Raw genomic sequence first — 25,818 nt, 5'->3', positions numbered from 1 at the left:
CTTTTATTGCTATTAACGAGAGGTGTTAACGGCTTATAGCCGCTGCCGGATACTGGTAAGAATACCATCGCTGTCCAGCGCCAGCTCAGTGTATATTTCGTCCTGGCTACCATGCTTAATAAAGTTATCAGGCAAGCCGAGGTTCAGGCTTTGCACTGCCAGTTGGGTTTTGGCGATAAACTCATTTACGGCCGAACCGGCTCCACCGGTGATGGCGTTGTCTTCAACTGTTACCAGTAGCGTGTGGTTTTGCGCCAGTTCGGTTAACAGCTTCTCATCCAGTGGTTTTACAAAGCGCATATCTACCAGAGTAGCATTTAGCTGCTCTGCCGCATGCTGGCAGGCACTTAGCAACGGGCCAAACGCCAGTATAGCGGTATGTTCGCCCCGGCGTATCACTTTGGCTTTACCCAGTGGCAGCAGTTGCATTTGTGGCTGTGCTTCAATACCGGTGCCACTGCCGCGTGGATAACGCACCGCCGCCGGCCCATGATATTGATAGCCGGTGTACAGCATCTGGCGGCATTCGTTTTCGTCTGATGGTGCCATAATCACCATATTCGGAATACAACGCATAAAGCTGATATCAAAGGCCCCCTGGTGGGTTGGGCCATCGGCACCAACTACACCGGCACGGTCAACTGCAAACAGTACATCAAGGTTTTGTAGGGCAACATCATGGATCAGTTGATCATAACCGCGTTGTAAAAAGCTGGAGTAAATTGCTACTACCGGCTTTAACCCTTCAATCGCCATGCCTGCGGCCAGTGTTACCGCATGTTGCTCGGCAATGGCAACATCGAAATAGCGTTTAGGGTAGCTTTTAGAAAACCGGACTAAATCAGAGCCTTCACGCATAGCAGGCGTAATAGCCTGTAAGCGTTCATCCTGGGCAGCCATATCGCAAATCCAGTTGCCGAAGATATTCGAAAAACTGGGTCGGCCAGCCTTTTTGGCAGGTTGTTTTTGCTCGTCCGGGTTAAATTTAGACACGGCGTGATAGCCGATAGGATCGGCCTCTGCCGGTGCGTAGCCTTTGCCTTTTTTCGTAACAATATGCAGCAGCTGCGGGCCCTTTAAATTACGCATATTGCGGATGGTATCTACCAGCCCCAACACATCATGGCCGTCAATTGGGCCAATATAGTTAAAACCCAATTCTTCAAAAAAGGTGCCGGGTGTAACCATACCTTTAAAATGCTCTTCAGCACGGCTGGCCAGCTCATGTAACGGTGGCATACCGCTTAAAATCTTTTTACCGCCTTCACGCAGGCTGGTGTAAAAACTACCGGATAAAATACGGGCAAAATACCGGTTTAAGGCGCCAACATTCTCTGAAATCGACATTTCATTATCATTCAGAATAACCAGCATGTCCGGGCGTACTTCTCCGGCGTGGTTCAGCGCTTCAAATGCCATACCGGCCGTAATAGCACCATCACCAATTACGGCAACAACTTTACGGTTGTTACGTGCCTGCTGAGCGGCAATTGCCATACCCAAAGCTGCACTGATTGAGGTACTGGAGTGGCCGACAGATAACACGTCGTATTCGCTTTCTTCACGATACGGAAAAGGGTGCAAGCCATCTTTCTGGCGGATAGTATGCATACGCTCAGCCCGGCCGGTCAGAATTTTATGCGGATAAGCCTGATGGCCAACATCCCATATTAACCGGTCAAACGGAGTGTTATAGACATAATGCAACGCTACGGTAAGCTCGACGGTGCCTAAACCAGAGGCAAAATGGCCACTGCTCTGGCTGACACTTTGCAATAAATAACTGCGCAGCTCGTCACTGAGTGCGGGCAGTTTGTCTTGTGGCAGCTGACGCAGCTGCTCGGGTAAATTAGCCTTGGCTAATAACGGGTAATCGTTAATATCTAACGCCATAATCCATGCCTGTGTTAAAACCTGCGTTCGATAATATACTGCGCAAAGGCGCGTAGCTCATCAGTGTTATACGGTAAGCGAGCCAGAGCGTTTAGTGCATCCTGATATAATTGCTGTGCTTTGGCTTTGGCATTATCCAGCCCCAGTAGTGCCGGATAGGTTGATTTGTTTGCCTTGGTGTCTGACCCCTGTGGCTTGCCAAGTGTGCTGGTGTCGCTTTCAATGTCGAGAATATCATCCTGCACCTGAAATGCCAGCCCTAAAGCCTGGGCAAATTGCACTAATGCATCACGTTCGGCTAAATTTTGCTGTTTGCTGCACAGCCAGGCCAAATGTACTGCGCATTCAATCAGGGCGCCGGTTTTTAGTCTGTGCATTTGTTCCAGTTGCGCCAGGCTGGTGTGCTGATTGGTTTGGGCTAGATCTATTGCCTGGCCACCACACATACCGCTATAGCCAGCAGAGCGTGATAACTGCTGTAGCATTTTTACAATACTACTGCTATCTACCTGCTGGTAGGGGTGTGTGCTTAACATTTCAAAAGCCAGGGTTTGTAAAGCATCGCCTGCCAGTATGGCTGTGGCCTCATCAAAGGCTTTATGGCAGGTAGGTTTACCGCGGCGCAAATCATCGTTATCCATCGCCGGTAAATCGTCGTGAATAAGTGAGTAACTATGCAAGGCTTCCAGCGCAGCAGCCGGGCCGTCCAGGTCATTCAGACTGGCGCCAAGCAAGGTGCCGCAACTGTACACCAGAAAAGGCCGTACTCTTTTGCCACCCAGCAATAAGCTGTAAGACATTGCAGACAATAGCCGCTGATCGGTAACAGTACGGCTGTTTAAATGTTGCTGTAAATGCTGCTCGACCCGCTGCTGATATACGGCTAAACGTTCAGGTTGCACCTTATTCTCCTGCTGGCGGCTCAAAGGGAAGTAATGATTCCTGTTGTTGTTGCTGCATCAGGATCTGTACTTTTTGCTCTGCCGCCTGTAACAGCTGCTGGCTTTGCCGGGCCAGGGTAATACCGCGTTCAAATTGTTGCAGAGACTGATCCAGTGATAATTCGCCTTGCTCCAGTTGCTGCACAATAAGCTCAAGTTCAGACAAGGTTTGTTCGAACTGGCTTAAATCTGCTTTTTTCTTGCTCATACTACCCCCGGAAAAAGTGTGCGCAAAGGTACCTTAGCAGGCTATTATGGTCAATCAGAAAGCGGATGTGAAAGGCTAAATTGATAATTTTACGTAATTTATGCTTAATCATTCTACGTGGTTGTCGATAAACAACTATCGTCTAAGATAAACTTGTACAGATAGCTGGTGCAGTAGTGTTGCAATTAAGGAGAGTAAAGTGGATTTAGCTACCCTCGTTGGTATGTTAGGTGCAATTGGTTTTATTGTAATGGCGATGATTCTGGGTAGTAGCGGTGCTCCGGGAATGTTCGCCGATACGGTATCGGTGCTGATTGTGTTTGGTGGCTCTATTTTTGTGGTTATCTCTAAGTTTACGCTGACCCAGTTTTTTAGTTCGGGCAAAGCAGCCGCTAAAGCCTTTATGTTTAAAATTGAATCACCCGAAGAGTTGATTGAAAAGGCTGTACAACTGGCTGACTCTGCGCGTAAAGGTGGTTTTCTGGCGCTGGAAGAGGCTGAAATTCCTAATTCGTTTATGCAAAAAGGCGTCAATATGCTGGTAGACGGCCACGATGCTGATGTAGTACGTGCCACCTTATTAAAAGATATCAGCCTGACCGAAAAGCGGCATGAAACAGCAATTGCTATTTTTAAGAGTATGGGAGATGTTGCTCCGGCCATGGGGATGATAGGTACCCTGATAGGCCTGGTGGCGATGTTGTCGAATATGGACGATCCAAAAGCCATAGGGCCGGCTATGGCGGTAGCGTTGCTAACCACTTTGTACGGTGCTTTTATCGCTAATATCATTGCTATACCTCTGGCAGACAAGCTTGCTATCCGTAATCAACAGGAGAAGATGAATAATCAGTTAATTCTTGATGCGATCCTGGGCATACAGGATGGTCAGAATCCGAAAGTGATAGAAGGCATACTGCGTAATTATTTAGCGCAGGGCAAACGTGAACCGGCTGCTACGGAGTAAGTTATGCACGATGAAGCTGAACCCTGTAAATGTCCTCCTCCCGGCGCACCTGCTTATTTGGCTACTTTTGCTGACCTGATGTCACTACTAATGTGCTTTTTTGTGCTGCTGCTGGCATTTTCAGAAATGGATGTGCTGAAGTTTAAGCAGATTGCCGGTTCCATGAAGTTTGCTTTTGGTGTGCAAAATAAAATTGAAGTAGAAGATATTCCCAAAGGTACCAGCGTGATTGCAATGGAGTTTCGCCCTGGCCGCCCTGATCCTACGCCTATTGAAACCCTGCAACAGCAAACTATTGAAATTACTCAGCAGGTTATTGAATTTCAGGCTGGTGAAGAGGATTCAGCCGGTGGACGGCAAGAGCAGCGCGAAGACTTAAGCGGTGGCCAGTCGGTTAGCAATGCTGAAGAAATTATGGATGGAGAAACAGCTGCGGCCACTGCCGAAGCGCAGGCGGCACAGGAGCAAACCAATGAGATGGTGAAAAAGCTTGCCGAGCAACTGCAGCAACAAATTATTGATGGTGCCATAGAGCTGGAATCTCTGGGGCAGCAAATTATTATCCGCATTCGGGAAAACGGCTCATTTCCGTCGGGCTCGTCTTTTTTACAACCCAGATTTAAGCCGATAGTGCAGCGTATAGGCACTTTACTAAATGAGGTGCCCGGCGAAATTACAGTTACCGGCCACACCGATAATATTCAGGTGTCTGACGAATTGCACAGTAACAACTGGGATTTATCGGCTAAGCGTGCCGTGTCAGTTGCTACTGAAATGATAAAAGCACCCGGTTTTGACCGTACCCGTTTAGTCGTGGTGGGGCATGCCGATACCAAGCCGTTGGTGCCCAACGACACTGAACAGGGGCGGCGGCGTAACCGCAGGGTAGAAATTGCCATTATGCAGGGCAAAGCCAAAGAGTCAGATCCGATAAGCCTGGAGCCTCCCAGCCAGCAATTGCCTTAATTACCCCTCAGTAGTGCGCAGATTAGGTCTTTCTGTACAGATCCGCTATAATCTGCGCCACTTTTTTTCTGCTTAACTATGCACTGTCAGATGATCGAATTTCTTATCAAATTGCACCCCGAAATTGCTATAAAAAGCAAATCAGTACGTAAACGCCAAACGCTATTATTAGAGCGTAATATCAAAACAATCTTGCTACGTACCGATAGCAATATTGAGGTGAATAATAATTACGATCACCTGACAATCCGCTCTTTTACTGATGATGCAGCCATTCATCAGCAATTGATCGATCGGCTGAGTTGTATCCCGGGCATAGTGCATTTTTCAGAAATGCAGTCCAGCACCTTCAGTTCTTTGCATGATATTTTTGAGCAGGTTGCAGAGGTTTATGCCGGGCAATTGCAAAATAAAACATTCTGTGTGCGGGTACGCCGTGCCGGTAAGCACGAGTTTTCGTCAATTGAGGCTGAACGCTATATAGGTGGCGGCTTAAATCAGCAGGTAGAATCGGCGCGCGTTAAGCTGAATAAGCCTGATTTGATTGTTGCACTTGAAGTCAGAAAAGATCAGCTGATTATGGTGCGTAAACAGCATCAGGGAATGGGCGGCTTTCCGTTGCCGTCGCAGTCAGATGTGCTGTCATTGATTTCCGGTGGTTATGATTCTGCCGTTGCCAGTTACCTGATGATCCGCAAAGGCTTGCGTACTCATTACCTGTTTTTTAACCTGGGTGGCGCAGCACATGAGGCCGGTGTACGTGAAATGGCGTTTCATATCTGGCAAAAATACAGCCTGTCGCACAAAGTAAAGTTTGTCAGTGTTAACTTTGCCCCGGTAGTAGATCAGATTTTAGAAACTATCGACAATGGCTTAATGGGCGTAGTACTTAAGCGCATGATGATGCGGGCCGCCAGCGAAGTTGCTGAAAACCTGGGTATTAAGGCGGTCGTTACCGGTGAAAGTATTGGCCAGGTATCCAGCCAGACTATTACCAATTTAAATGTGATAGACCGGGTTACTGATATGCTGATCCTGCGGCCGCTGATATATCAGGACAAGCAGGAAATTATCGATATGTGCCGCAAAATTGGCGCAGAAGATATTGCTAAAAGTATGCCGGAATACTGTGGTGTTATATCGAAAAAGCCTACAGTTAATGCTGTGCTTTCTGAGGTGTTGGCTAATGAACAAAAGTTTGACTTCACCGTGCTGGAGCAGGCGGTAAAAGCGGCGAAAGTGCTGGATATCCGCACGATAGATTATCAGGCTGAACAGCAGGCTCATGTTGTAACTGAACTGGCGCAGCTACCGGCAGATGCTGTTGTGCTGGATATTCGCAGCCCGGAAGAAACCGATATTAAACCGCTGACAGTTGACGGACATAATGTGGTTGAACTGCCGTTTTTCCGTCTGGCATCGCAGTTTGCCAACCTTGATCAGAGTAAACACTACTATTTTTACTGTGAGCGCGGTGTTATGAGCCGCTTACAGGCCGTGGTATTGCAGGAGCAGGGCTACAACAACGTAGCGGTTTACCGGCCTTAACGTTGTGCCAGGTGCTGCAATTGCAGTACCTGTTGCATAAGATGAGTATTAAGCGGCACGGCAATGTCATAGCGTGCCGCCTGTTCGACAATATAACCTGTGATAGCCTCTATTTCGGTGCGGCGCCTGTGCAAAATATCTTGCTGCATTGACGAGAAATTAGCCGCGGTACTTTGAATAACCTGCTGCACTTTTTCCAGCATTTGCGCATATTGCAGCGGATAACCGGCCGCAGCTGCTACCTGGCAAACCTCTTTCAGGATCTGGTTTATCTGTGGCTGATACTGCCCTTTTGCCAGCTCGCCATTACTACAGTTATTCAGTGCTGTCAGCGGGTTAATTACCGCGTTAATCGCCAGCTTGTGCCATAAAAATGGCAGAATATTGTCTGTTAGCGTAACAGGACCAAGGGCAATATCCATCGCCTGCTGCACGGCTAAAAGCTGGTTTTTTGCCGCCGGGTTTAACGGCGCCAACACACTTTGACCTTGCCCGGTATGGCGCACAGTAGCCCCTTGTTTTAGTGCACCATGCGTAGTAGTAAGAAACCACAGGCCTTGTGCCGGGCTAAGCAAAGGTAAAATATGCTCTGTGGCGGCCATGCCATTATGGCTAAGCACCAGTTGGGCATCAGGTGCCAGGGCGGGTAATAAAGCCTGCACCGCAGCGGGCACCGCGTAGCTTTTTACCGGTATTAATACGGCAGCTAGTGGCGCAGTAGCATTGGCAAAATGCAGGGCTTGCTGCTCAAAATGGATATTTAGTACCGCAGGCTGCCTTAACCACAGTTGCACCGGCCAGCCTGCCAGTTGCAAGCGGCTGGCTGCCAGTAAACCTATAGCGCCCTGGCCAACAATAGCCCAGTTTAGCGCTGGCTGCGGGGGCGAATGTTGTGCCACAAGGCCCGCACCAGATAAAAACTGACTACGCCGGCAACATCTGCCAGTAAATCCCACCAGTCGCCGGTGCGGCGGGTAAAGTAATGTTGTACCAGTTCAATGGCGCCGCCGTATGCACCCAGCAATATAAAAGCTGGCCAGGGGCCGAGTTTAAAGCCTTTCCACAGCAAGGCACTCAATATGGCAAAAATACCAAAATGCGCCACTTTATCTAAATGGGCGATGCCGCCACCAATCCGGTGGCCGCTTAATTCAGCTAAAAAGCTGGCTGTAGCAGCAACAAAACAGAAAACACACAACCAGCGATAAAAAGTTTGTGACACAAAGATCCCCCAGGCATTTATGGCTCTCGGATTGTAGCAGTTTTCTGGTTATAATCACCAGCACACAGAATGGCTTATGATTAGGAGAAGGTGCATGCCCTCATTTGATATCGTTTCAGAAATTGATATGAATCAGGCGAAGAACGCCGTAGAGAACGCTAAACGGGAACTTGAGACCCGCTTTGACTTTCGTGGTGTTAACGCCAAAATTGAGCTGAACAAAGAGCAAATTGAGCTGACTGCTGAAGCCGACCAGCAAGTGATGCAGCTGTTTGATATTTTTGCCACTAAAGCCAGTAAGTTGCAGCTGGATGTCAGTAGTTTCAAGATTGAAAAAGAAGAGCGTCACGGCAAATTTATTACCCGTCATGTCAGTATCAAGCAGGGTATCGATAAAGAGATGGCGAAAAAAATCGTTAAACTGGTTAAGGATAGCAATATTAAGGTGCAGGTGGCTATCCAGGGTGAAGAGCTGCGGGTAACCGGTAAAAAGCGGGACGATTTGCAGGCGGTTATGCAATTGATGCGCACCAGCGATCTGGGCCAGCCGTTCCAGTTTAAAAACTTCCGCGACTAGCTTCATTAATTTACCCATCTAGCCATCCAGACATCTATTGACATTTTGCCTTGATGGCGTAAACTGCACGCGGCTCCGACAGGGAGCCGCTTTTTCTGGTGCTGCAGACAACTGCAGGTAAACGGGAATCTGGTGTAATCCAGAGCTGCCCCCGCAACGGTAAACAACTGAGCTGTGTTCAACGCCACTGTCTGAAGATGGGAAGGCGAGCACAGGCGTAAGCAGGTTGTCAGCCCGGAGACCGGCCGGAAAAAAACCTTCAACATTATTAAATGTGCGGTGGGCACATTTTCGGAGCCTATATGTTTAAACCTGCTTTTGCGGCCGTGCTGGTTGCATCTTGCTGCTCTGCTGCAGCTAACACTACTGAACACACTAATCTTGAACATATCAGTATTTATGCCAACCGCACTGCAACACCCCAACAAGACGTGCTGGCCAGCGTAACAGTGCTGGAGCATGACGATATCGTTGCACGCCAGGCTAATGATTTACCCGCTTTACTGGCGCAGCTACCGGGTATTAATTTATCCCGTGATGGTGGCCGTGGCCAAAACAGCAGTGTGTATGTCCGCGGCGGTAATACCGGCCATACGCTGGTTATTATTGACGGCGTGCGCAGCGGTTCGGCTACCTTGGGTTACAAAACATTGTCAATGTTACCGCTTGAACTGATCGAACGAATCGAAGTTGTGCGTGGCTCACGGGCAGCGTGGTATGGTGCCGATGCACTGTCTGGTGTGATTGCTATTACTACGCGTAAGGCTCAGGGTACTGAGCTTAATGCCAATGTTGGTAGCTATGGTCAGGTGGGTGCCGATGTCAGTGTTAGCCAGCAAATTGGCGATCTTGCTGTAAGAGCAACTGCCGGATATAGCCAGGCTGATGGCTTTAATGTGCGTAAAGATCTTGATCCGGATCGCGATGGTTATGATCAGCGCTTTGCCAAACTGGCTGCCGATTATCAAACCAGTTTTGGTTTGTTACGGGCGCAGTTTGATATTAATTCTGGCTTTTATCAGTTCGATACAGGTTGGGGTACTGAAGACCAGGCTGATACCCTCAGCCGCACTTATCTGCTCGGTTGGGAGCATCAGTTGGGGCAGTGGCAACATCAGGCACAACTGAGCCGGATACTCGATGACGATACCACTTATGGCCCTGACTCAAGCAGCCCATTTGTAACTGAGCGTGATGAGTTCAATTATCAAACCGGCACCGCTATCACTGACAATCTGAATTGGTTGGGGGGAGTGAACTGGTATTCGGAGAGCGTTGGCCGTTCTGGTGTTAACTACGTTGAAGACAGCCGCATTAACCGTGCGCTATTTACCGGTATGAGTTTTAAACAGGACAATGTGCAATTAGATGGCTCGGTACGGCGTGATCTAACCACGCAGTATGGTGGTAACAATACCTGGCAATTGGCTGCAGGTTACTGGTTTACGGAAGCCTGGCAACTAAGGATTAGTCGCGGCGCAGCGTTTAAAGCGCCAACCTTTAATGATCTATATTATCCGGGCAGTTCAAACCCTGATTTAGCGCCTGAGCGTACTTTATCGGATGAAGTTGCAATCAGTTACCGTGCGGCAAATGGCAGTGTGCAACTGGCCTGGTTTGAGAATGACGTTGATAACCTGATCCAGTTTGATATGGTTACTTATCTGCCGCAGAATATTGAACAGGCAAAAATTTCCGGTATCGAGCTGGCTGTTCAGGTAGATGTTACCGGTGTTAAACAAAATTTTGCTTACAGTTGGACTGATACTGAAAATACTCTGACCGGATTACGTCTGGCCAGACGGCCGGAGCATACCATCAACTGGCGTGCTGAACATAGCTGGAATAAGGTTTCTGCTTTTGTAACCATTGATTACCAAAGTAATACTTATCAAGGAGAGTATGCCGTTAATGAATATCTGGGCGGCTTTACCTTATGGGGCCTGGGCGCCAGTTATACCGTATCACCGGCATTAACGCTACGTGCCAAGGTAGATAACCTGTTTGATAAAGACTATTACACCAGCGATGGCTATACCACTGCAGGCACTAATTTCGGTCTTAGTGTCAGCTATACACTGCAGTAAATACAGTGTTCAGCAAAGCGTGCTTCGGCACGCTTTTTCAGTTTGGCTTGAGTAACGTAGTATAGTTTTGCCGGAACTTAGCCATTTTCGGAGCCACGATAAACTGGCAATAGCCTTGCTCGGGGTGTTGCAGAAAATAGCCCTGATGGTACTCCTCGGCTACGTAGAACGGGCCTGCCGGGCTCACTTCTGTGACAATACGCTGCGCAAATACCTGTGTGCGCTCCAGCTCTGCCATTACGCCACGTACCAGTTGTAACTGTTCATCATTATGGTAAAACACCACGGAGCGGTACTGGGTGCCAACATCATTACCCTGGCGATTTAACTGGGTAGGGTCATGCAGACTGAAGAAAATCAGACAGAGTTGCTCAAAACTTATAAGATTGCTTTCAAATTGCACCTGCACTACTTCAGCATGGCCGGTATTACCCCGGCATACCTGCTCGTAGGTAGGAAAACTGCTCTCACCGCCCATATAACCACTTAAAGCCTGAATAACGCCGCTAAGCTGGTTCATTGCAGCCTCTAAGCACCAAAAGCAGCCTGCACCAAAGGTTGCGGTTTGCATTGCCATGTTATCTCTCCTGTGGCCCGGTACTTGTAACCCAATACTGAATGTATCCTAACATTAGCGTCTGCACCAGTTTATACCGGCAATATGCCAGAGCCTTGTATAACGATCATAATGGTGAGTTACCGGGTGTTGAATCACGGTGTTAGCGCATGATTAGCGCTGAGCTGCTTTAACCAGTGAGCCACTGGTGCCGGTTTGGCAAAAAAGTAGCCTTGCATCTGGTTGCAACCCAGTTTAGTTAAAAAGCGGCGCTGGATATCAGTTTCAACCCCCTCAATTACCAGCTTTAGCTGCAGCGCCTCAGCCAGTTGGATCACCGACTGTACCAGCCTGACCTGTACCGGGTTGTGTGGTACTTCTTTAAGAAAGCTTCTGTCGAGTTTTATTTTATCCACCGGCAACTTGCTTAGCATACTGAGTGAGGCCTGACCGGTACCAAAATCGTCCAGAGCTATGCTGAAACCGAGTTTTTTCAGCGCGTGTATTTTGTCAAACAGCGGCTGCTTATGGCTGATAATACTGTTTTCTGTCAGCTCCAGTGTAAGCTGGCTAAGAAGAGCAGGTTGGTGGGTGGCAACGTCAATTAAAGCACTGTAAAACGTATTTACCAGTAAATCAGAGCCAGCCAGATTAATTGCTACCGGATAGTTAATGGCCATGGCTTTGAACTGCTGCACTATAGCAAGAGCCTGATTCAACACCTTTAACGATACCTCGCCAATCATGCCGTAAAGCTCTGCCAGCCTTATAATCGTTTCTGGCGTGACAAAACTGCCATCGGCTCGGCGCCAGCGTAATAAAGCTTCAAAGCTTAAAATATTGCCATCCGGAGTTACTTTAGGCTGCAGCCATAATGTAAGTTCATCTTTGTGTAAGGCTTGTTTTAAATCGGCCAGCAGTTGCAAATCAAGGTTACGTTGTTGCAAATAGTCGGCCTGATAATAAGCAACCGGGCAGTTATAAGCATCGGCCAGTTCAAGTGCCGACTCGCATTGCTCCAGCATTTCTTCAGGGCTAAAGTGGTTTGAGGTTGCGATACTGACACCAATTTCATATACCGGTTTTATGCTGCCAACCGACAGTATCAGCTCAGCAGGCAACAGGTTGCGCCACTGAGCTACCTGGTCACTAACCGAGCTGCTGCTATTCAGTAAATCTGTCCATAGTACAAATTTCACCCCTCTTAAACGGCCAAATATTACATGCTCTGGCAGAGCATTTTGCAGTTGTTGGGCAAAGGTAGTTAGCAGCTCGTCGCCAGCCTGATAGCTGTGTTGATGATTAAAGGCTTTGATATGGCATAGCCTGAGAATAAGCATTAACCCTGCTACAGTGCTTTCCCGTTGTTTTTGTATCAGATGTAACAAAAAACTGGCGTTAGGCAGTGATGTCAGGTTGTCATAGTTATGCCACAGCTCATTCTGTTGCTCGCTGGCGGCCAGCTTCTTATGCATTTGCTTTAGCTGCGTAATGTCGTCCAGTTGTAGTAAATGATGCTGTTGCTGAGTGCTGCAAATATGGTTAAGTAGCAGATGTTTGTTATTATCTGCCAATAGCTTACATTCAGTATCATGGCCCAGCCAGAATGCTGTTTTGTGGTGCGCAGCTGTGCTTATAACTTCGGTTAAATGTTTGTGCTCGGCGTTTGTCAGTGCCAATGCCTGTTGTGCTTTGGCATTGGCTTTAAGAATCACGCCTTCGGCAGTAACCAGCAGCGTAGCTTTATTCTGATGGTTAAAAATATCCTGATACAGCTGATGGCTTTGCAGAATGTTGGTATTTTGTGCCTTTAGCGCCGCAGCATTACGCTTTAGTGTACTAAGCATGCGCATAATAGTTAGCGGAATACACAGATTAAAAAACAAAAACAGTAAGCTGTGCACATAGGTTGGTGTTGCCGGCAAGGTAATTGAAAAGTTAAACAAATTTACCGGTGTTGTGCTGTACAGAAGAAACAAAAACGGCAGCACATTTATTGCCATTACCAATAACGTTACCGTGCGGTTAAAAAACAGCAATGCAATAAGCGGGGCGGTATAAACAAAAATAACCCCCAGTTTTGACAGTTCAAAATTATCAATAAAAAACAGCATACAAAGCCCGGCACCAAACACAGTAAATAATAAAATAACCCGGCTGATAGCTAAGTGATGAGTAGAAAAATACAGTGCCACTAATAAAATAGTATAAAAACTGCTTGTTATGGCAATGGTGTACCAGGCACCGGCCTGATACGCCTGCCACGAGCTGTGCAGCACTATAGTTAACACCAGCAACAAGCCAGAAGTAAGAATGATGCGCAAGGCACTTTGTTGTAAAACGGTTGTAGACGGCGAATTAAGGTGTGTTTCAGTTAATAACAGCAGCTGCTTTATACGGCTTAACATGAATTATCCACTAAATTAGGCTGGGGATCCTTCTGTTCTCAAAGCGGAAAATACGCAATAGCAATTAACGTCCTGTTAAATGACAGCCTAGCGTAAACAAATACCTGTATCGGGACAATAGCAAAGTGAAAACTGTTTTAAACAGTGTATAAAAATGTATATAAGTTGGGCAAATACAGGTGGTAAATACTACTGCCAGTGCTATCTGGCAGCAGTATTGCCACTGTAAAACTGCGATAGCTCTGCTACACGCTCTGCGTTTTGTTTGTCCAGCAGAATAAATTTAACCGGTGTAAACAATGCAGCAGGTTTTTCCGGTGCATTTACCGATACTACAAACTGGCGCTGCTCGCCTGGTTGCAAGCTAAGCGTGGCATTGCTGATTAGCTGGCTGTGCGCTATACCTTCTACCTGCAACTGGTACTGCCTTGCTGTTTTGGTTTTATTTATCACGTTTAACGTAAAGGTATTTTCAATCGCGCCATCGCTGTTTACCCGGTATAACGCGTTGCGCTCACGGTATACGGTTAGCTCGGTACTGGTTCTGGCCAGGCCCCAGCCCCACATTGCAATAACAGTTACTACGATGGTTGCAGCGTAAATAAGGTGCCCGCTCAGGTTTGCCCGGTTGCTTTGCCCGGCTGTATAGTTGATCAGACCCTTAGCATAACCAAACTGGCTCATAGTCTGATCGCAGGCATCAATGCACAGGCCGCAATTAATACACTCGTATTGAATACCATCACGAATATCGATACCTACCGGGCATACCTGCACGCAAAGTTTGCAGTCTACGCAGTCACCTAAGTTGGCAGGCTTATCACCATGGCGTTTACGCGGGCCCCGTGTTTCACCACGCATTGCATCATAAGTAACCAATTTGGTGTCGGTATTAAACATTGCCGACTGAAAACGTGCATAAGGGCACATGTGCAAGCACACTTTCTCCCGGATTAGCCCGGCATTAAAATAAGTGCAGATAGCAAAAAAGCTTACCCAGGCGTATACCTGCCATGAAGCCTGCAGCGCAAAGAACGTAGAATACAGTTCAGACTGTGGAATAAAATACGACATAAATACCAGCGCGGTAGCAACAGATACCGCCAGCCAGCTCAGGTGTTTCGCCAGCTTTTTAGCCAGTTTATTCAGGCTAAACGGTGCTTTATCTAATACCCGGCTTTGATTATTGTTACCCTCGATCCGCCGTTCTATCCAGACAAACATTAGTGTCCAGACTGTTTGCGGACAGGTATAGCCGCACCATACCCGGCCATACAGGCGTGTTACATAAAACAGCACAAAGGCTGCCAGCGTAAATAACAACGCTGTGATCAGTAAATCTTGCGGAAATAAAATCACAGAGAACAGCTCAATAGTTTGCTGCCCGGCGTTAATTCGAAATGCCTGCTCACCGTTATATCGAATAAAAGGAATGCCAATAAACAGTGCCATCAGCAGCCAGCTTAATACACGGCGGATACGCTGATAAAAACCGCTTTGCTCGCGGATATAAATTTTTCCGCTGCTATCTTTGGTGGAAAAAATAATCTGATCTTCAGGAGGTAAAGAAAACGCCATAACAAGTACCTGCGGGAATTAACAGCGCGGCCGGTGCAGCCAGTTGCGGCGCATTTTAAGCAACCAAATAAAAAAGATGCAGATACAAAAAAATAAAATAAAATAGATACAGCGTTGTAAGGGAGCAGGGTAATGAGCAGTTTTAAGTATCAGCAGCTTGCCAGTGAGCTGTTGCAGCAAATTAACGCCGGCCAATGGCAGGCAGGTGAAAAGCTGCCATCGGTGCGATGGTTATGCCAGCATTATCAGCGCTCTTTGGCTACTGTGCAGCACGCCTTACATTTGCTTGAAGCGCAGGGTGTGATAGAAGCAAAAAGCCGGGCTGGTTATTTTGTTAAGTTTGCGCTTGCGCCAGCGCAAACTCCACACTATAGCCAGCATATTCCTGCCCCTAACGTGGTTACGGTACCGGATATGTTTTTTGACATTATGAATCGCAGTGGCGCTTTTGACATATTACCCAGCGGCTCTCAGGTTGAATTTACACACCTCAATAGTTTGATGCGCCATATTGGCCGGGCGCTGCGCCAGCAACCTTTCAGTAAAGCAATGTATTACGATGAACCGCTTGGTTTATATGAGCTGCGGTTACAGATAGCGCAGCATTACCGCAGCATCGGCCTGGTGGTCAATACCCAAAGCCTGTGTATTACTGCCGGTTGCCAGCATGCGTTATTTCTGGCGTTAAAAGCCAGTTGTAAGCCAGGAGATACCGTGGCGGTAGAATGCCCGGCTTTTTACGGTGTACTGCAACTGCTACAGGAGCTTGAGCTTAAAGCGCTGGAAATACCCAGTTCGCCACAGTTGGGTTTGGATGTTGCCAGCCTGGAGCAGGCACTGGAAAACTGGCAGATCAGTGCCTGTGTAGTTACTCCGGCTTTTGCCACACCAACCGGTGCTTGTATGCCTGCCACGCAGCAAGCTAAATTACTGAACCTGGCCAATAAACACGATTTTGCTGTAATTGAAGATGATATCTACGGCGACTTGGGGTTTCATAGCCGGCCTAAACCGCTGAAATCGTTTGATACACAAGACAGAGTAATGCTGTGCAGCTCGTTTTCTAAATCTTTGTCACGTGATTTACGTATCGGCTGGATTGCGGCAGGACGCTGGTCAAAAGCCGTTGCCCGCCTCAAGCTGGTAAGCCAGTTAGCCAGCAGCCAGGCTATGCAGCAGGGTATTGCCAGTTTTATGGCTGAAGGCCACTATAAAAGGCACCTTAACCAATACCGGCAGCAGCTGAAGCACCAACGCGATCAGTTAATTAGCTGTTTGCAACACGATTGGCCCGGTGATATTCAGTACACCACGCCACAAGGCGGGCTGGCGCTGTGGCTGCAACTTAATAAAGGCATCAATTGCCAGCAGCTGTATTTACAATGCCTTAAGCGCGGCATCATACTGACACCCGGCGTGATGTTTTCCAATAGCAATAATTTTAACCATTATCTGCGGTTAAGTTTTGCCCATCCGGTTGTTGGCAACAGAAAGCATGCTCTGGCTGAAGTTGGCCGTATGCTGCCCCAGGTGCCGCTTGCGAACAGTTAGCAGCCTGGTAGTTTGTGTTGTTCGCTATTGAATTAACTGATACAGCTGCGTGCCTAAATAAAAAATAGCTTAGCCTTGTCGAAGTTACCGGCGCTTATCCGACTAGAAGCAGACAGCCTGCCAGGCAGCGTTATTGGCTATTGGTAGCTACTATCTATAACAACTATTCAAAACTGCTATTTGGAGAAACAGCATGAGCCGCATGATATTTGTTAACCTGCCAGTGAAAGACTTAAACGCCTCAATGGCGTTTTATACTGCACTGGGTTTTAGCAACAACCCCACTTTACTGACAACACCGCCGCCTGCATGGTTTGGAGCAAGGAAATAAACGTAATGCTGCTGACACATGACAAGTGGCGACAGTTTACCAACAGGCCTATACCTGCAACGACCTCAAGTGAGGTAATGCTGGCGTTGTCGTGCGACAGCCGCGAAGCGGTTGATGTCATGAACAATGCTGCAAAGCAAAGTGGTACAGCAGATATTAATCCTGTGCAGGATTTAGGCTTTATGTACAGCCGTGCCTTAACCGATCCGGATGGCCATATTTGGGAACCGTTCTGGATGGACCCAGCTGCAGTTCCGGCCGGATAAGTATTTTTGCTGCTAAACAAGCTACTATTTTGTGCCGAATTTTTCGTGTTCGCCAAGGTTTGGCTGCTCACCTTTAACCTTCGCCTGTACTGTTTTAAACATTTTTACCATAGCGCTGCTGTCGCTGTCCCAATGCTCGCCTTTTTGCACTTTAATTTCCAGCATACCGACATTCGGCGATTTTTTACCGTCAGGAAACCAGGCTGCAACAAACGGGTTCCAGTATTTATTGATCAGCGTTTTATCGCGAGTAGCGCGACCAACGCCGGTCAATGATACATACACCTGATTGTCAGCATCGGCGAAAGTTAAACAAACATCATGATCACGCTCTATTTCCAGCACTTTTTCCGTGGATAAATCAGTATAAAACCATAGTGTGCCGTCGTACTCGTCCTGCACTAACACCATAGGACGGGATCTTAGCTCATCACCGTGGCGGGTTGTCAGCATGGCTGTTTTTATCTGTTTAATAAGCTGCCAGATTTTTTGCTTATGCTCCGGGCTGGACATAATTCCTCCTGTTTGTTTATCGGAATAAGGTTGTTTTTAACCGGTGCTAGTGTTTCAAAATCACATACAGCGCATGGATAATGCCGGGGATAAAGCCAAACAGCGTTAGCAGAATGCTAAGCCAGAAATGGCCTTTAAGGCCTACTTCGAGAAAAACCCCCAGTGGTGGCAGGATTATTGCGAAAATAATTTTAATAGGATCAGTTGCGGTAACGGCCATAACAGGCTCCTTCGGTTATCAGTCAGAGGTTATGCTTGCTTAAACTTTTGTTGCTTACTTTAAACTAAGCACTATCTGTGCCGCTTGCAGTAAAAAGGTATCCTGCAGTGTTTCAGCTTGAGGTGGTATTAGGCTGCAGGGCCTTTCAAATCTGGGGGGGTGCCATTATTACTGCAGAGGGGGCGGCCTGTTATATTTAACAGACATTACCCGTCGTAGTTACCTGGTAGCCGCAGGTAAAGCGCATAATTTATAGCGTAGTGTGCAAACTTTACCGGTAGCTAAATAAATACTTCAGTGCAGCGAAAAACAACAAGCCGGTCAATTGACCGGCTTGTTGTTGTGAGGCAGCTAAATGCTATCAGGCTTTAGTAGCCGTAATATATTCGTCTACCAGTTGCTCTAATACATCCAGCGGCACTGCGCCGTTTTTCAGCACCACATCGTGGAACTGGCGGATATCAAACTTATCGCCCAGCTCAGTTTTGGCTTTTTCGCGTAGTTCGATAATTTTGATCATACCAATTTTGTAAGCCGTAGCCTGGGCGGGCATAACGATATAGCGTTCTATGGCTTTTTCTACTGCTGTTTGTGTATTGGGTGTGTTATCCAGCAGGTATTGTATTGCTTGTTCGCGGCTCCACTTTTTGGCGTGAATACCGGTATCTACCACTAAACGGCAGGCGCGCCACAGCTCCATTGCTAAACGGCCAAAATCTGAGTAGGGATCCTGATACAGGCCGATTTCTTTGGGCAGTAATTCGGTATATAAGCCCCAGCCTTCAATATAGGCGGTGTAGCTGCCAAAACGGCGGAACTTGGGCATGTCTTCCAGTTCCTGTGCTATGGCCAGTTGCATGTGGTGGCCCGGGATCCCTTCATGGTAAGCCAGTGCTTCCAGCTCGTATTTGGGCATATCGCTCATGCGGTACAGGTTGGCGTAGTAAATACCGGGGCGGCTGCCGTCCATCGACGGGCGCTGGTAAAACGCTTTGCCGGCGCTTTGCTCACGGAACGCCTCTACCGCTTTTACTATCATGTCGGCTTTAGGTTTTACTAAAAACAACTCGTCCAGCCGGGCGCGCATATTGTCGATAACGGCAGTAGCTTCAGCCAGGTAGGCCGCTTTGCCCTCTTCAGTATCCGGGTAGTAAAACTGTGGATCGGTTTGCATAAACCGGAAGAAGGCTTTTAAGTCACCGTTAAAGCCGGTTTTTTGCATAATAGCCTGCATTTCTGCATGAATGCGGGCGACTTCATCCAGGCCAATCTGGTGTATTTCATCGGCTGTTAAATTGGTGGTAGTAATGCGTTTTAGCTCATCATTGTAAAATGCGGCACCGTCTTTAAACCGCCATACGCCGTCAACGGTACCGGCTTGTTGTTCCAGCGTATTTAAATAGCGGATTAAGCTGGTATAGGCCGGTTTAACACTGGTTAACAGCGCTACTCTGGCTTCATCCATCAACAATTTTTTCGCGTGATCATCAACGTTAAGCTGGCTAATCTTTTTACTGAAATCGGCCAGTAAGGTACTGTCGGCACCGGTATCAAACGGCGCGCCTTTAATAACATTTTCACTGGCTGACAGTACCAGCGGGAACACAAATTTGGGTGGAATAATACCAAGCTCAGCGCGCTTTTTCAGTTGCTCCTGCAGCTGATTAAATAGTGCAGGTACCGCATTTAACCGGGCGATATAAGCTTTAGCATCACTTTCGCTGCTGATGCTGTGTTGGTTGATTAGCACTGATGGCACCTGCGAGTGTGTGCCAAACATCTGGTTAACCGGGTAGCTATACAGCCGCCATTTGGCTTCATCCAGGTTTTGCTGCAGGTTTTGCTGCATTAGCAAATAACTGATGCGGGTACTGTCGTCCAGTTTGCTGACATCAATGGCTTTTAACATGGTTAAATGCTGTTGGGTAAGGGCGATGTCTGCTTCAAAGTGAGTATCGGATAAATCCTGCCATTTATCGTAGTCATCTTTAATGCCCAGCCGGGTTTGCCGTAGCGGATCACGCCGCACTTCATCCATAAATATTTGTTCAAACAGGGCATTGGCTTTATCTGATTCAGACGGTGTTACCACTGCTGACGGTGTATTGCTGTGCTGTGGGCTCTGGTTTTGCTGCGGGCCGCAGCCTGCCAGTAAAGCTGCTGTGATGGCAAGTGGCAGCAAGGCTTTGCGGGTAAAGGCGGTTTTCATACAGGTTCCTGTCTTATTGTTAGAGTAATGGTTTTATTCTACGCAACTGGCCGCAGATGAAAAGGCAATGTATCGCAATGGTATGTGAATCAGCCCTAGATAAACAAGGTGAGTAAATCGTTCAGGTAGCGTGCGCCTTTGTCGGTAACCTGCCAGTGCGTGGCGCTAACGCTGAGCAGGCCTTTTTGCCCGGCATCGCTAATAGCGCTGGTAACTGTACTAAGCGGTAAACCGGTGTAAGCAGTAAAATCGGCTATCGGGCAGGGTTCCAGCAGGCGAAAACGATTCATAAAAAACTCAAATGGCCGGTCTTCGGCCTCAACCTGTTCGCGGCTGTCCATATAGCCACGGCTGATATCCATATAGCCTTTGGGGTGTTTAATTTTCACTGTGCGTAAAATTGCGTTGCGTGAGGGCAGGGTAATTTTGCCATGCGCACCGCAACCAATGCCTAAGTAGTCGCCGTAGCGCCAGTAGTTCAGGTTATGTTTGCACTGATGGCCGGGTTGGCTGTAGGCCGAAATTTCATACTGCTGATAACCATGTTGCTGCAACAGCGCCAGGCCCTGCTGCTGAATGTCCCACAGCGTATCATCTGGTGGCAGTACCGGCGGGCGCGAGGCAAAGGCCGTATTAGGCTCAATGGTTAGCTGATACCACGACAAATGCGGCGGGGCTAAATCTATGGCTTGCTGTAAATCGGCCAGTGCGCCGCTAACATCCTGCTGTGGCAGGCCGTGCATTAAATCGAGGTTAAAGCTGTCAAGGGGCAGGTTTTGTGCCAGCTGTGCCGCCCGTATAGCTTCGCCGCTATCGTGAATACGGCCCAGCGCTTGTAATTGCGCGGTTTGGAAGCTTTGCACACCAATAGAAAACCGCGTTACGCCTGCCTGCACATAAGCGGCAAAACGTTCGGCTTCTACCGTACCCGGGTTGGCTTCCATGGTGACTTCCATATCGGCATCGCAGTTTAGTCGCTGTTTTACGCCGGTTAAAATCTGGCTAATGCCTGCAGCAGAAAACACGCTGGGCGTGCCACCGCCAATAAAAATACTGCTTAGGCTACGCCCGGTTACTAAGGGCAAGTCTTGCTCTAAGTCGGCCAGCAGGTGGGCAATATACTCCTGCTCAGGAATCCCTTGTTTTACTGCATGCGAGTTAAAGTCGCAGTAGGGGCATTTTTGAATACACCAGGGAATATGAATATACAGCGCCAGCGGCGGTAACTGCAGTGCCACTTTTAATGCGCCTGCAGCTGGTTAAGTAATTGCGCCAGTGCTTTACCGCGATGGCTAAGCTGTTGTTTACGTTCGCGGCTTAGCTCTGCGCTGGTACAGCCTTCTGAGGCAATATAAAACACCGGGTCGTAGCCAAAACCACCATTGCCCGCTGCAGCCAGCGTAATTTCACCGTGCCATATGCCATGGCATACCAGCGGAGTGGGATCTTCAGCATGGCGTAAATATACCAGCACACAATGAAACTGCGCTGTGCGCTGTGCCGGTGGTACATTTTGCAATGCATTTAGCAATTTAGTGATATTAGCGGCATCAGTGGCTGCTTCACCGGCGTAGCGCGCCGAGTATATGCCGGGTGCGCCGCCGAGCGCGTCAACCGACAGGCCGGAGTCATCAGCTATAGCCGGTAAACCGGTAGCCAAAGCAGCATGGCGGGCTTTTAAAATAGCATTTTCAATAAAGGTCAGGCCGGTTTCGTCGGCATCGGTTACGCCAAGTTCAGTTTGTGGCACTATCTGGTAGTGGTGCGGTGCCAGCATTTGCGACAGCTCTGCTACTTTGCCTTTATTGCCGGTAGCCAGCACAATTTTTTGTGTCATCGGAAACTCTTTTTAATCTACGTAAAAGGTCTGGTCGAACTGGAGTAATTGCGATTCATTGCCACTGGCTACGGTAATAGCAAAGCTAAAACGCTGTTCGTTATAAAAGGGTAACTGCGCCAGATAATATACGGCATTGCCTTCTACCACTTCGGTAAATTCCAGTTTACGCTGGCGGCCCTGTAAATCTTTGGCAGTGCCGCTTAGCACCACTTTTTGCGCTTGCTGGCTGTTTTTGTCCAGTACCGAGATATTAATAACCGCATTATATTTACTGCGTTGCAGCTGGTATTGCAGGGCTATTTCCGGTGTTAGCAACGGAGCAGGAAAAGCAATGTAGTGTACGTCCCAATTACCCAGTTGTTTTTTTTGTTCAGCCACCGCGCTAAAGCTAATGGCAAGGCCCAACAACAGGGCGGTAATAATGTGTTTCATGGTTACCTCGGTATTGGCACAGGCTATTAAGTATAGTGGTTTAGGCGGTTGTCAGTTGGTTTTTCACCAGCTCTGGCAACTGATTAGGCGCCATTATCAGTATCGTTTTATGCCGCCCGGTTTCACCTTTTTCAATCACTACCTGCGATTTGGCTACGGCAAAGCTTTTAGCCAGAAACTTTTGCAAATGGGTATTGGCTTTGCCATCTACCGGCGGTGCTGTAATGGCAACTTTGATCTCGTCACCATGCAGCTCAACCCAGGCGTCGCGGCTGGCTTTGGGCTGAACATACAGTTTTAACCGTATATCCGCCCCGCACCGGGTTACTGCAATCAAAAGCCCGGAAACCAGTTACTAAACAGAATGTTTAAAAATTGCAGGCCAATCAGCACAACCAGTACCGATAAATCCAGCCCGCCCAGTGGCGGTAAAATATTACGCACAGGGCGTAATAATGGCTCGGTTAGCTGGTGCATAACATACTCAACCGGGCTGCGGCCCTGGCTAAACCAGCTAAGCAAAGCACGGATCACTAAAATCCAGAACAGTAAGGTAAGTATTTCTTTTACCAGAAAAATAAGCGATAGCACTAAACTGGGCATCAACGCTATCTGGCCAAACTGAATAAGCTGCAACACCAGTAATTTTACCAGCATAATGCTGTATGCCAGCAGCAGTGTTGCGGTATCCAGCCTGCCCAGGCTGGGAATAACCCGGCGTAGCGGTAATACCAGCGGGTTGGTGGCTTTTACCACAAACTGGCTGAACGGGTTGTAAAAGTCGGCACGTACCAGTTGTAACCACAGGCGTAATATCATGACCATCAGGTACAGGCTAAACGCAGTATCAATCAGAAATAGCACAGCTTGCATCAGGCTCTCCGCATCTTAAATTATAACAACGATGAAAATTACAAACTCTGCGCCATTTCCTGCGCCCGTTTAATGGCGGCATACATGGCATCTGAAACCATTTTTTCAAGGCCCTGGTTGGCAAAAGTGGTTACTGCTTCGTGCGTTGTGCCACCTTTTGATGTGACCTGTGCACGCAAATCAGCAAAGCTGTGATCGCTGTTCAGTGCCATGGTTGCCGCGCCCAGCGCGGTTTGCGCTACCATTTGTTTGGCTTGTGCTGCGTCAAAACCCAATTGCTCTGCTACTTGCTGCATGGCCTGCATAAAGAAGAAAAAATAGGCCGGTGAGCTGCCGGTAACGGCAATAACATGGTCTATCTGTACTTCATTGTCTAACCAGACATTCATGCCGGTGCCACTGAACATATGATCAACAAAGGCTTTCTCATAGTTAGAGCAGCCCTGTGGCAGCAGGCCGGTAACGCCTAATCCTACCAGTGACGGCGTATTAGGCATAGCGCGCACCAAACGCACCTTACCCAGCCACTGCTGATAGCGTGCTACGGTAATACCGGCAGCCAGAGTAACAAACAGTTTTTCGGCTATCTCCGGTGCGGCATTGATTAGCGTTTCACACAATTCCTGCATCATTTGTGGTTTAACGGCCAGCACAATTACATCGGCTTTGGTTACTGCTTCAATGTTGTCCAGCGTGGTTTGAATACCAAAATCGGCTGCCAGCGCAGTGAGCTTAGGCTGGCTGCGGTTGGCGGCAATAATGTTTTGTGCCGGATAACCTGCGCGCACCATGGCAGCGATAACGCAGCGGGCCATATTGCCAGCGCCGATAAAGGCGACAGTATTGTCATTCATTTGTGTAGTCATTCCTTGTGATAATCTCTTGCGCCAAAAATTGCGGTACCTAATCGTATCATAGTTGCGCCATATCGCAGAGCCAAAGGCCAGTCATCTGACATGCCCATGGATAATTCATCTGCCTGCGGGTAATGCTGCTGTAATATTTTTGACAGTTGCGCCATGGCCGCAAAGGCCGGTTCGCTCATACCCGGTGCCGGTATGGCCATTAACCCTTTTAGCTGCAGCTGTGGCAGGGCGCTTACACCGGTAGCTAATGGCAGCATATCTGCTGGCGCAATACCGGCTTTGCTGGGTTCATTACTGATATTAATCTGTAGCAGCACCTTAAGTGGCCCGAGCATTGCCGGGCGCTGTGCAGCTAAACGCTCAGCAATTTTAAGCCGGTCGATACTGTGTACCCAGTGCGCGGTTTCCGCTACCAGCCGGGTTTTATTTGACTGTAACGGGCCGATAAAATGCCAGGTAATATCTGCATAACTGTTTAATTGCGCTACTTTTTCGGCTAATTCCTGCGGGTAGTTTTCTGCAAACTGGCGCTGCCCGGCCTGATAGGCGGCAACGATTGCAGATCCCGGTTTGGTTTTACTCACCGCCAGCAGTTGCGGTGTGAATTTAGCCGCTGGCAAAGCCTGCAATTTTTCCGTCAGGTTCTGATAGGCGAGGTTAAGTTGTTCTGCTATGTTATTCATAAAGATTGGCAACGTAGAGTAAAAATTGTCATGGATATTACCGAATTATTAGCCTTTAGTGTGCAACATAAAGCGTCAGACTTACACCTTTCCGCCGGTGTGCCGCCATTGATACGGGTTGATGGTGATGTGCGCAAGCTGAATATTCCGCCGCTGACTCATAAAGACGTGCATGCACTGGTGTACGAGATTATGACTGACAAGCAGCGTAAAGAATACGAAGAACACCTCGAAGCCGACTTTTCTTTTGAAGTGCCCAATCTGGCCCGGTTCCGGGTCAATGCCTTTGTGCAAAACCGTGGCGCGGCGGCAGTATTCCGTACTATACCCAGTGAGGTGTTAACGCTGGATGATTTAGGTGCGCCGGAGATCTTTAAAACCATTGCTGAAAACCCGCGTGGCCTGGTGTTGGTTACCGGGCCGACAGGTTCAGGTAAAAGCACCACCCTAGCGGCGATGATTGACTACATTAACACCATGCGCCATGACCATATACTGACGATAGAAGATCCGATTGAGTTTGTGCACAACAATAAATCCAGCCTGATTAACCAGCGTGAAGTGCACCGCGATACCCATAGTTTCAGCAATGCTTTGCGCTCAGCGCTGCGTGAAGATCCTGACGTAATATTGGTGGGTGAATTACGCGATCTGGAAACGATTCGTCTGGCAATGACTGCCGCTGAAACAGGCCATTTGGTGTTTGGTACCTTGCACACCACATCGGCCCCCAAAACTATTGACCGTATTATTGACGTCTTCCCCGGTGAAGAAAAAGATATGGTGCGCTCGATGTTGTCAGAGTCACTGCGCGCGGTTATTTCACAAACTCTGCTGAAAAAGGTGGGCGGTGGCCGTATAGCCGCACACGAGATCATGGTTGGGTTGCCGGCCATCCGTAACCTTATCCGTGAAGATAAAATTGCCCAGATGTATTCGGTAATACAAACCGGTGCAGCTCATGGTATGCAAACTATGGATCAATGCCTGGTAAATCTGGTAAACCGGGGCTTGGTATCACCAAAAGATGCCGCGGCCAAAGCGCAGGACAAAAACACCTTCGGTGCCATGGGCAGGATATAA

At 48.1% G+C, this 25,818-nt stretch carries 27 protein-coding genes and 1 riboswitch; of the genes, 9 read left to right on the top strand and 18 right to left on the bottom strand.

The genetic code is table 11. The features are described from left to right. Window positions 1–33: 33 nt before the first annotated feature. From dxs to xseB, 3 genes are read right to left on the bottom strand one after another with little or no spacing between them, the layout of a single operon-like run. Window positions 34–1,893, bottom strand: a complete 1,860-nt coding sequence (dxs, locus tag M2404_RS14995) for a 1-deoxy-D-xylulose-5-phosphate synthase (protein ID WP_259240582.1) — start codon at window positions 1,891–1,893, stop codon at window positions 34–36. A 14-nt stretch (window positions 1,894–1,907) separates the two neighbouring features. Further along, a complete protein-coding gene (ispA, locus tag M2404_RS14990; protein WP_259240581.1) occupies window positions 1,908–2,795 on the bottom strand; it encodes a (2E,6E)-farnesyl diphosphate synthase in 888 nt (295 codons plus the stop codon). Window position 2,796: 1 nt separating this feature from the next. Continuing rightward, the gene (xseB, locus tag M2404_RS14985) at window positions 2,797–3,042 is read right to left on the bottom strand and encodes an exodeoxyribonuclease VII small subunit (RefSeq protein WP_215397226.1); all 246 of its coding nucleotides are present in this window, start codon (window positions 3,040–3,042) and stop codon (window positions 2,797–2,799) included. A gap of 199 nt (window positions 3,043–3,241) precedes the next feature. Between xseB and pomA the strand changes: the two genes are divergently transcribed. The 3 genes from pomA (at window position 3,242) to thiI (ending at window position 6,523) form a co-directional block, all read left to right on the top strand. Continuing rightward, window positions 3,242–4,009: a flagellar motor protein PomA gene (pomA, locus tag M2404_RS14980; protein ID WP_259240579.1), complete on the top strand. Its 768-nt coding sequence runs from the start codon at window positions 3,242–3,244 to the stop codon at window positions 4,007–4,009. Window positions 4,010–4,012: 3 nt separating this feature from the next. Next, window positions 4,013–4,975, top strand: a complete 963-nt coding sequence (locus M2404_RS14975; RefSeq protein ID WP_259240578.1) for a flagellar motor protein MotB — start codon at window positions 4,013–4,015, stop codon at window positions 4,973–4,975. Window positions 4,976–5,065: 90 nt separating this feature from the next. After that, complete coding sequence (gene thiI, locus M2404_RS14970) at window positions 5,066–6,523, top strand: tRNA uracil 4-sulfurtransferase ThiI (RefSeq protein ID WP_259240577.1); 1,458 nt, start codon at window positions 5,066–5,068, stop codon at window positions 6,521–6,523. Here the strand turns inward: thiI and M2404_RS14965 are convergent. After that, window positions 6,520–7,422 carry a ketopantoate reductase family protein gene (locus tag M2404_RS14965; RefSeq protein ID WP_259240576.1) on the bottom strand — a complete coding sequence of 301 codons (903 nt, stop codon included), beginning with the start codon at window positions 7,420–7,422 and terminating at the stop codon, window positions 6,520–6,522. The two genes, thiI and M2404_RS14965, sit on opposite strands and share 4 nt — an antisense overlap. After that, on the bottom strand, window positions 7,389–7,745 hold the full coding sequence (locus M2404_RS14960; protein ID WP_259240575.1) for a VanZ family protein: 357 nt from the start codon (window positions 7,743–7,745) through the stop codon (window positions 7,389–7,391). The genes M2404_RS14965 and M2404_RS14960 overlap by 34 nt, the downstream gene beginning before the upstream one ends. A gap of 94 nt (window positions 7,746–7,839) precedes the next feature. Between M2404_RS14960 and M2404_RS14955 the strand changes: the two genes are divergently transcribed. Then, entirely contained in the window at window positions 7,840–8,322 is a 483-nt protein-coding gene (locus M2404_RS14955; protein ID WP_259240574.1) for a YajQ family cyclic di-GMP-binding protein, read from the top strand. A 79-nt stretch (window positions 8,323–8,401) separates the two neighbouring features. Further along, a riboswitch (cobalamin riboswitch) is annotated at window positions 8,402–8,586 on the top strand. Window positions 8,587–8,624: 38 nt separating this feature from the next. Continuing rightward, the gene (locus tag M2404_RS14950; RefSeq protein ID WP_259240573.1) at window positions 8,625–10,409 is read left to right on the top strand and encodes a TonB-dependent receptor domain-containing protein; all 1,785 of its coding nucleotides are present in this window, start codon (window positions 8,625–8,627) and stop codon (window positions 10,407–10,409) included. A 37-nt stretch (window positions 10,410–10,446) separates the two neighbouring features. On the opposite strand, the gene msrA is transcribed toward M2404_RS14950, so the two are convergent. From msrA to ccoG, 3 genes are all read right to left on the bottom strand, one after another. Further along, complete coding sequence (gene msrA, locus M2404_RS14945) at window positions 10,447–10,986, bottom strand: peptide-methionine (S)-S-oxide reductase MsrA (RefSeq protein WP_259240572.1); 540 nt, start codon at window positions 10,984–10,986, stop codon at window positions 10,447–10,449. A 134-nt stretch (window positions 10,987–11,120) separates the two neighbouring features. Then, complete coding sequence (locus tag M2404_RS14940; protein WP_259240571.1) at window positions 11,121–13,373, bottom strand: GGDEF domain-containing phosphodiesterase; 2,253 nt, start codon at window positions 13,371–13,373, stop codon at window positions 11,121–11,123. Window positions 13,374–13,574: 201 nt separating this feature from the next. Next, window positions 13,575–14,951, bottom strand: a complete 1,377-nt coding sequence (gene ccoG, locus M2404_RS14935; protein ID WP_259240570.1) for a cytochrome c oxidase accessory protein CcoG — start codon at window positions 14,949–14,951, stop codon at window positions 13,575–13,577. Window positions 14,952–15,083: 132 nt separating this feature from the next. Here ccoG and M2404_RS14930 point away from each other — a divergent pair, with 132 nt between their 5' ends. The 3 genes from M2404_RS14930 (at window position 15,084) to M2404_RS14920 (ending at window position 17,099) form a co-directional block, all read left to right on the top strand. Continuing rightward, entirely contained in the window at window positions 15,084–16,502 is a 1,419-nt protein-coding gene (locus tag M2404_RS14930) for an aminotransferase-like domain-containing protein (protein ID WP_259240569.1), read from the top strand. 193 nt (window positions 16,503–16,695) lie between these two features. After that, the gene (locus M2404_RS14925; RefSeq protein WP_259240568.1) at window positions 16,696–16,833 is read left to right on the top strand and encodes a VOC family protein; all 138 of its coding nucleotides are present in this window, start codon (window positions 16,696–16,698) and stop codon (window positions 16,831–16,833) included. A gap of 5 nt (window positions 16,834–16,838) precedes the next feature. After that, window positions 16,839–17,099 carry a VOC family protein gene (locus tag M2404_RS14920; RefSeq protein WP_259240566.1) on the top strand — a complete coding sequence of 87 codons (261 nt, stop codon included), beginning with the start codon at window positions 16,839–16,841 and terminating at the stop codon, window positions 17,097–17,099. 24 nt (window positions 17,100–17,123) lie between these two features. On the opposite strand, the gene M2404_RS14915 is transcribed toward M2404_RS14920, so the two are convergent. From M2404_RS14915 to M2404_RS14870, 10 genes are all read right to left on the bottom strand, one after another. Continuing rightward, window positions 17,124–17,612 carry a pyridoxamine 5'-phosphate oxidase family protein gene (locus tag M2404_RS14915; protein WP_259240565.1) on the bottom strand — a complete coding sequence of 163 codons (489 nt, stop codon included), beginning with the start codon at window positions 17,610–17,612 and terminating at the stop codon, window positions 17,124–17,126. Between the two features lie 46 nt (window positions 17,613–17,658). Further along, window positions 17,659–17,832, bottom strand: a complete 174-nt coding sequence (locus tag M2404_RS14910; protein ID WP_092791688.1) for a YqaE/Pmp3 family membrane protein — start codon at window positions 17,830–17,832, stop codon at window positions 17,659–17,661. A 361-nt stretch (window positions 17,833–18,193) separates the two neighbouring features. After that, window positions 18,194–20,041: a DUF885 domain-containing protein gene (locus tag M2404_RS14905; RefSeq protein WP_259240564.1), complete on the bottom strand. Its 1,848-nt coding sequence runs from the start codon at window positions 20,039–20,041 to the stop codon at window positions 18,194–18,196. A 95-nt stretch (window positions 20,042–20,136) separates the two neighbouring features. Continuing rightward, window positions 20,137–21,279, bottom strand: coding sequence for a radical SAM family heme chaperone HemW (hemW, locus tag M2404_RS14900; RefSeq protein WP_259240563.1), 1,143 nt, complete (start codon window positions 21,277–21,279; stop codon window positions 20,137–20,139). A gap of 2 nt (window positions 21,280–21,281) precedes the next feature. After that, complete coding sequence (rdgB, locus tag M2404_RS14895) at window positions 21,282–21,878, bottom strand: RdgB/HAM1 family non-canonical purine NTP pyrophosphatase (RefSeq protein ID WP_259240562.1); 597 nt, start codon at window positions 21,876–21,878, stop codon at window positions 21,282–21,284. Between the two features lie 12 nt (window positions 21,879–21,890). Beyond that, a complete protein-coding gene (locus M2404_RS14890) occupies window positions 21,891–22,313 on the bottom strand; it encodes a DUF4426 domain-containing protein (protein WP_259240561.1) in 423 nt (140 codons plus the stop codon). A 40-nt stretch (window positions 22,314–22,353) separates the two neighbouring features. Then, entirely contained in the window at window positions 22,354–22,650 is a 297-nt protein-coding gene (yggU, locus tag M2404_RS14885) for a DUF167 family protein YggU (RefSeq protein WP_259240560.1), read from the bottom strand. Continuing rightward, a complete protein-coding gene (locus tag M2404_RS14880; protein ID WP_259240559.1) occupies window positions 22,647–23,186 on the bottom strand; it encodes a YggT family protein in 540 nt (179 codons plus the stop codon). The genes yggU and M2404_RS14880 overlap by 4 nt, the downstream gene beginning before the upstream one ends. 38 nt (window positions 23,187–23,224) lie before the next feature. Beyond that, complete coding sequence (gene proC, locus M2404_RS14875) at window positions 23,225–24,040, bottom strand: pyrroline-5-carboxylate reductase (RefSeq protein WP_259240558.1); 816 nt, start codon at window positions 24,038–24,040, stop codon at window positions 23,225–23,227. Between the two features lie 8 nt (window positions 24,041–24,048). After that, window positions 24,049–24,735, bottom strand: coding sequence for a YggS family pyridoxal phosphate-dependent enzyme (locus M2404_RS14870; protein WP_259240557.1), 687 nt, complete (start codon window positions 24,733–24,735; stop codon window positions 24,049–24,051). A 30-nt stretch (window positions 24,736–24,765) separates the two neighbouring features. Here M2404_RS14870 and M2404_RS14865 point away from each other — a divergent pair, with 30 nt between their 5' ends. Then, window positions 24,766–25,818, top strand: coding sequence for a type IV pilus twitching motility protein PilT (locus tag M2404_RS14865; RefSeq protein WP_259240556.1), 1,053 nt, complete (start codon window positions 24,766–24,768; stop codon window positions 25,816–25,818).

Origin of the sequence: Rheinheimera pacifica, assembly GCF_024809855.1 — a bacterium.
Lineage (GTDB): Bacteria > Pseudomonadota > Gammaproteobacteria > Enterobacterales > Alteromonadaceae > Alishewanella > Alishewanella pacifica_A.
This window is presented reverse-complemented; position numbering and strand designations above follow the sequence as displayed.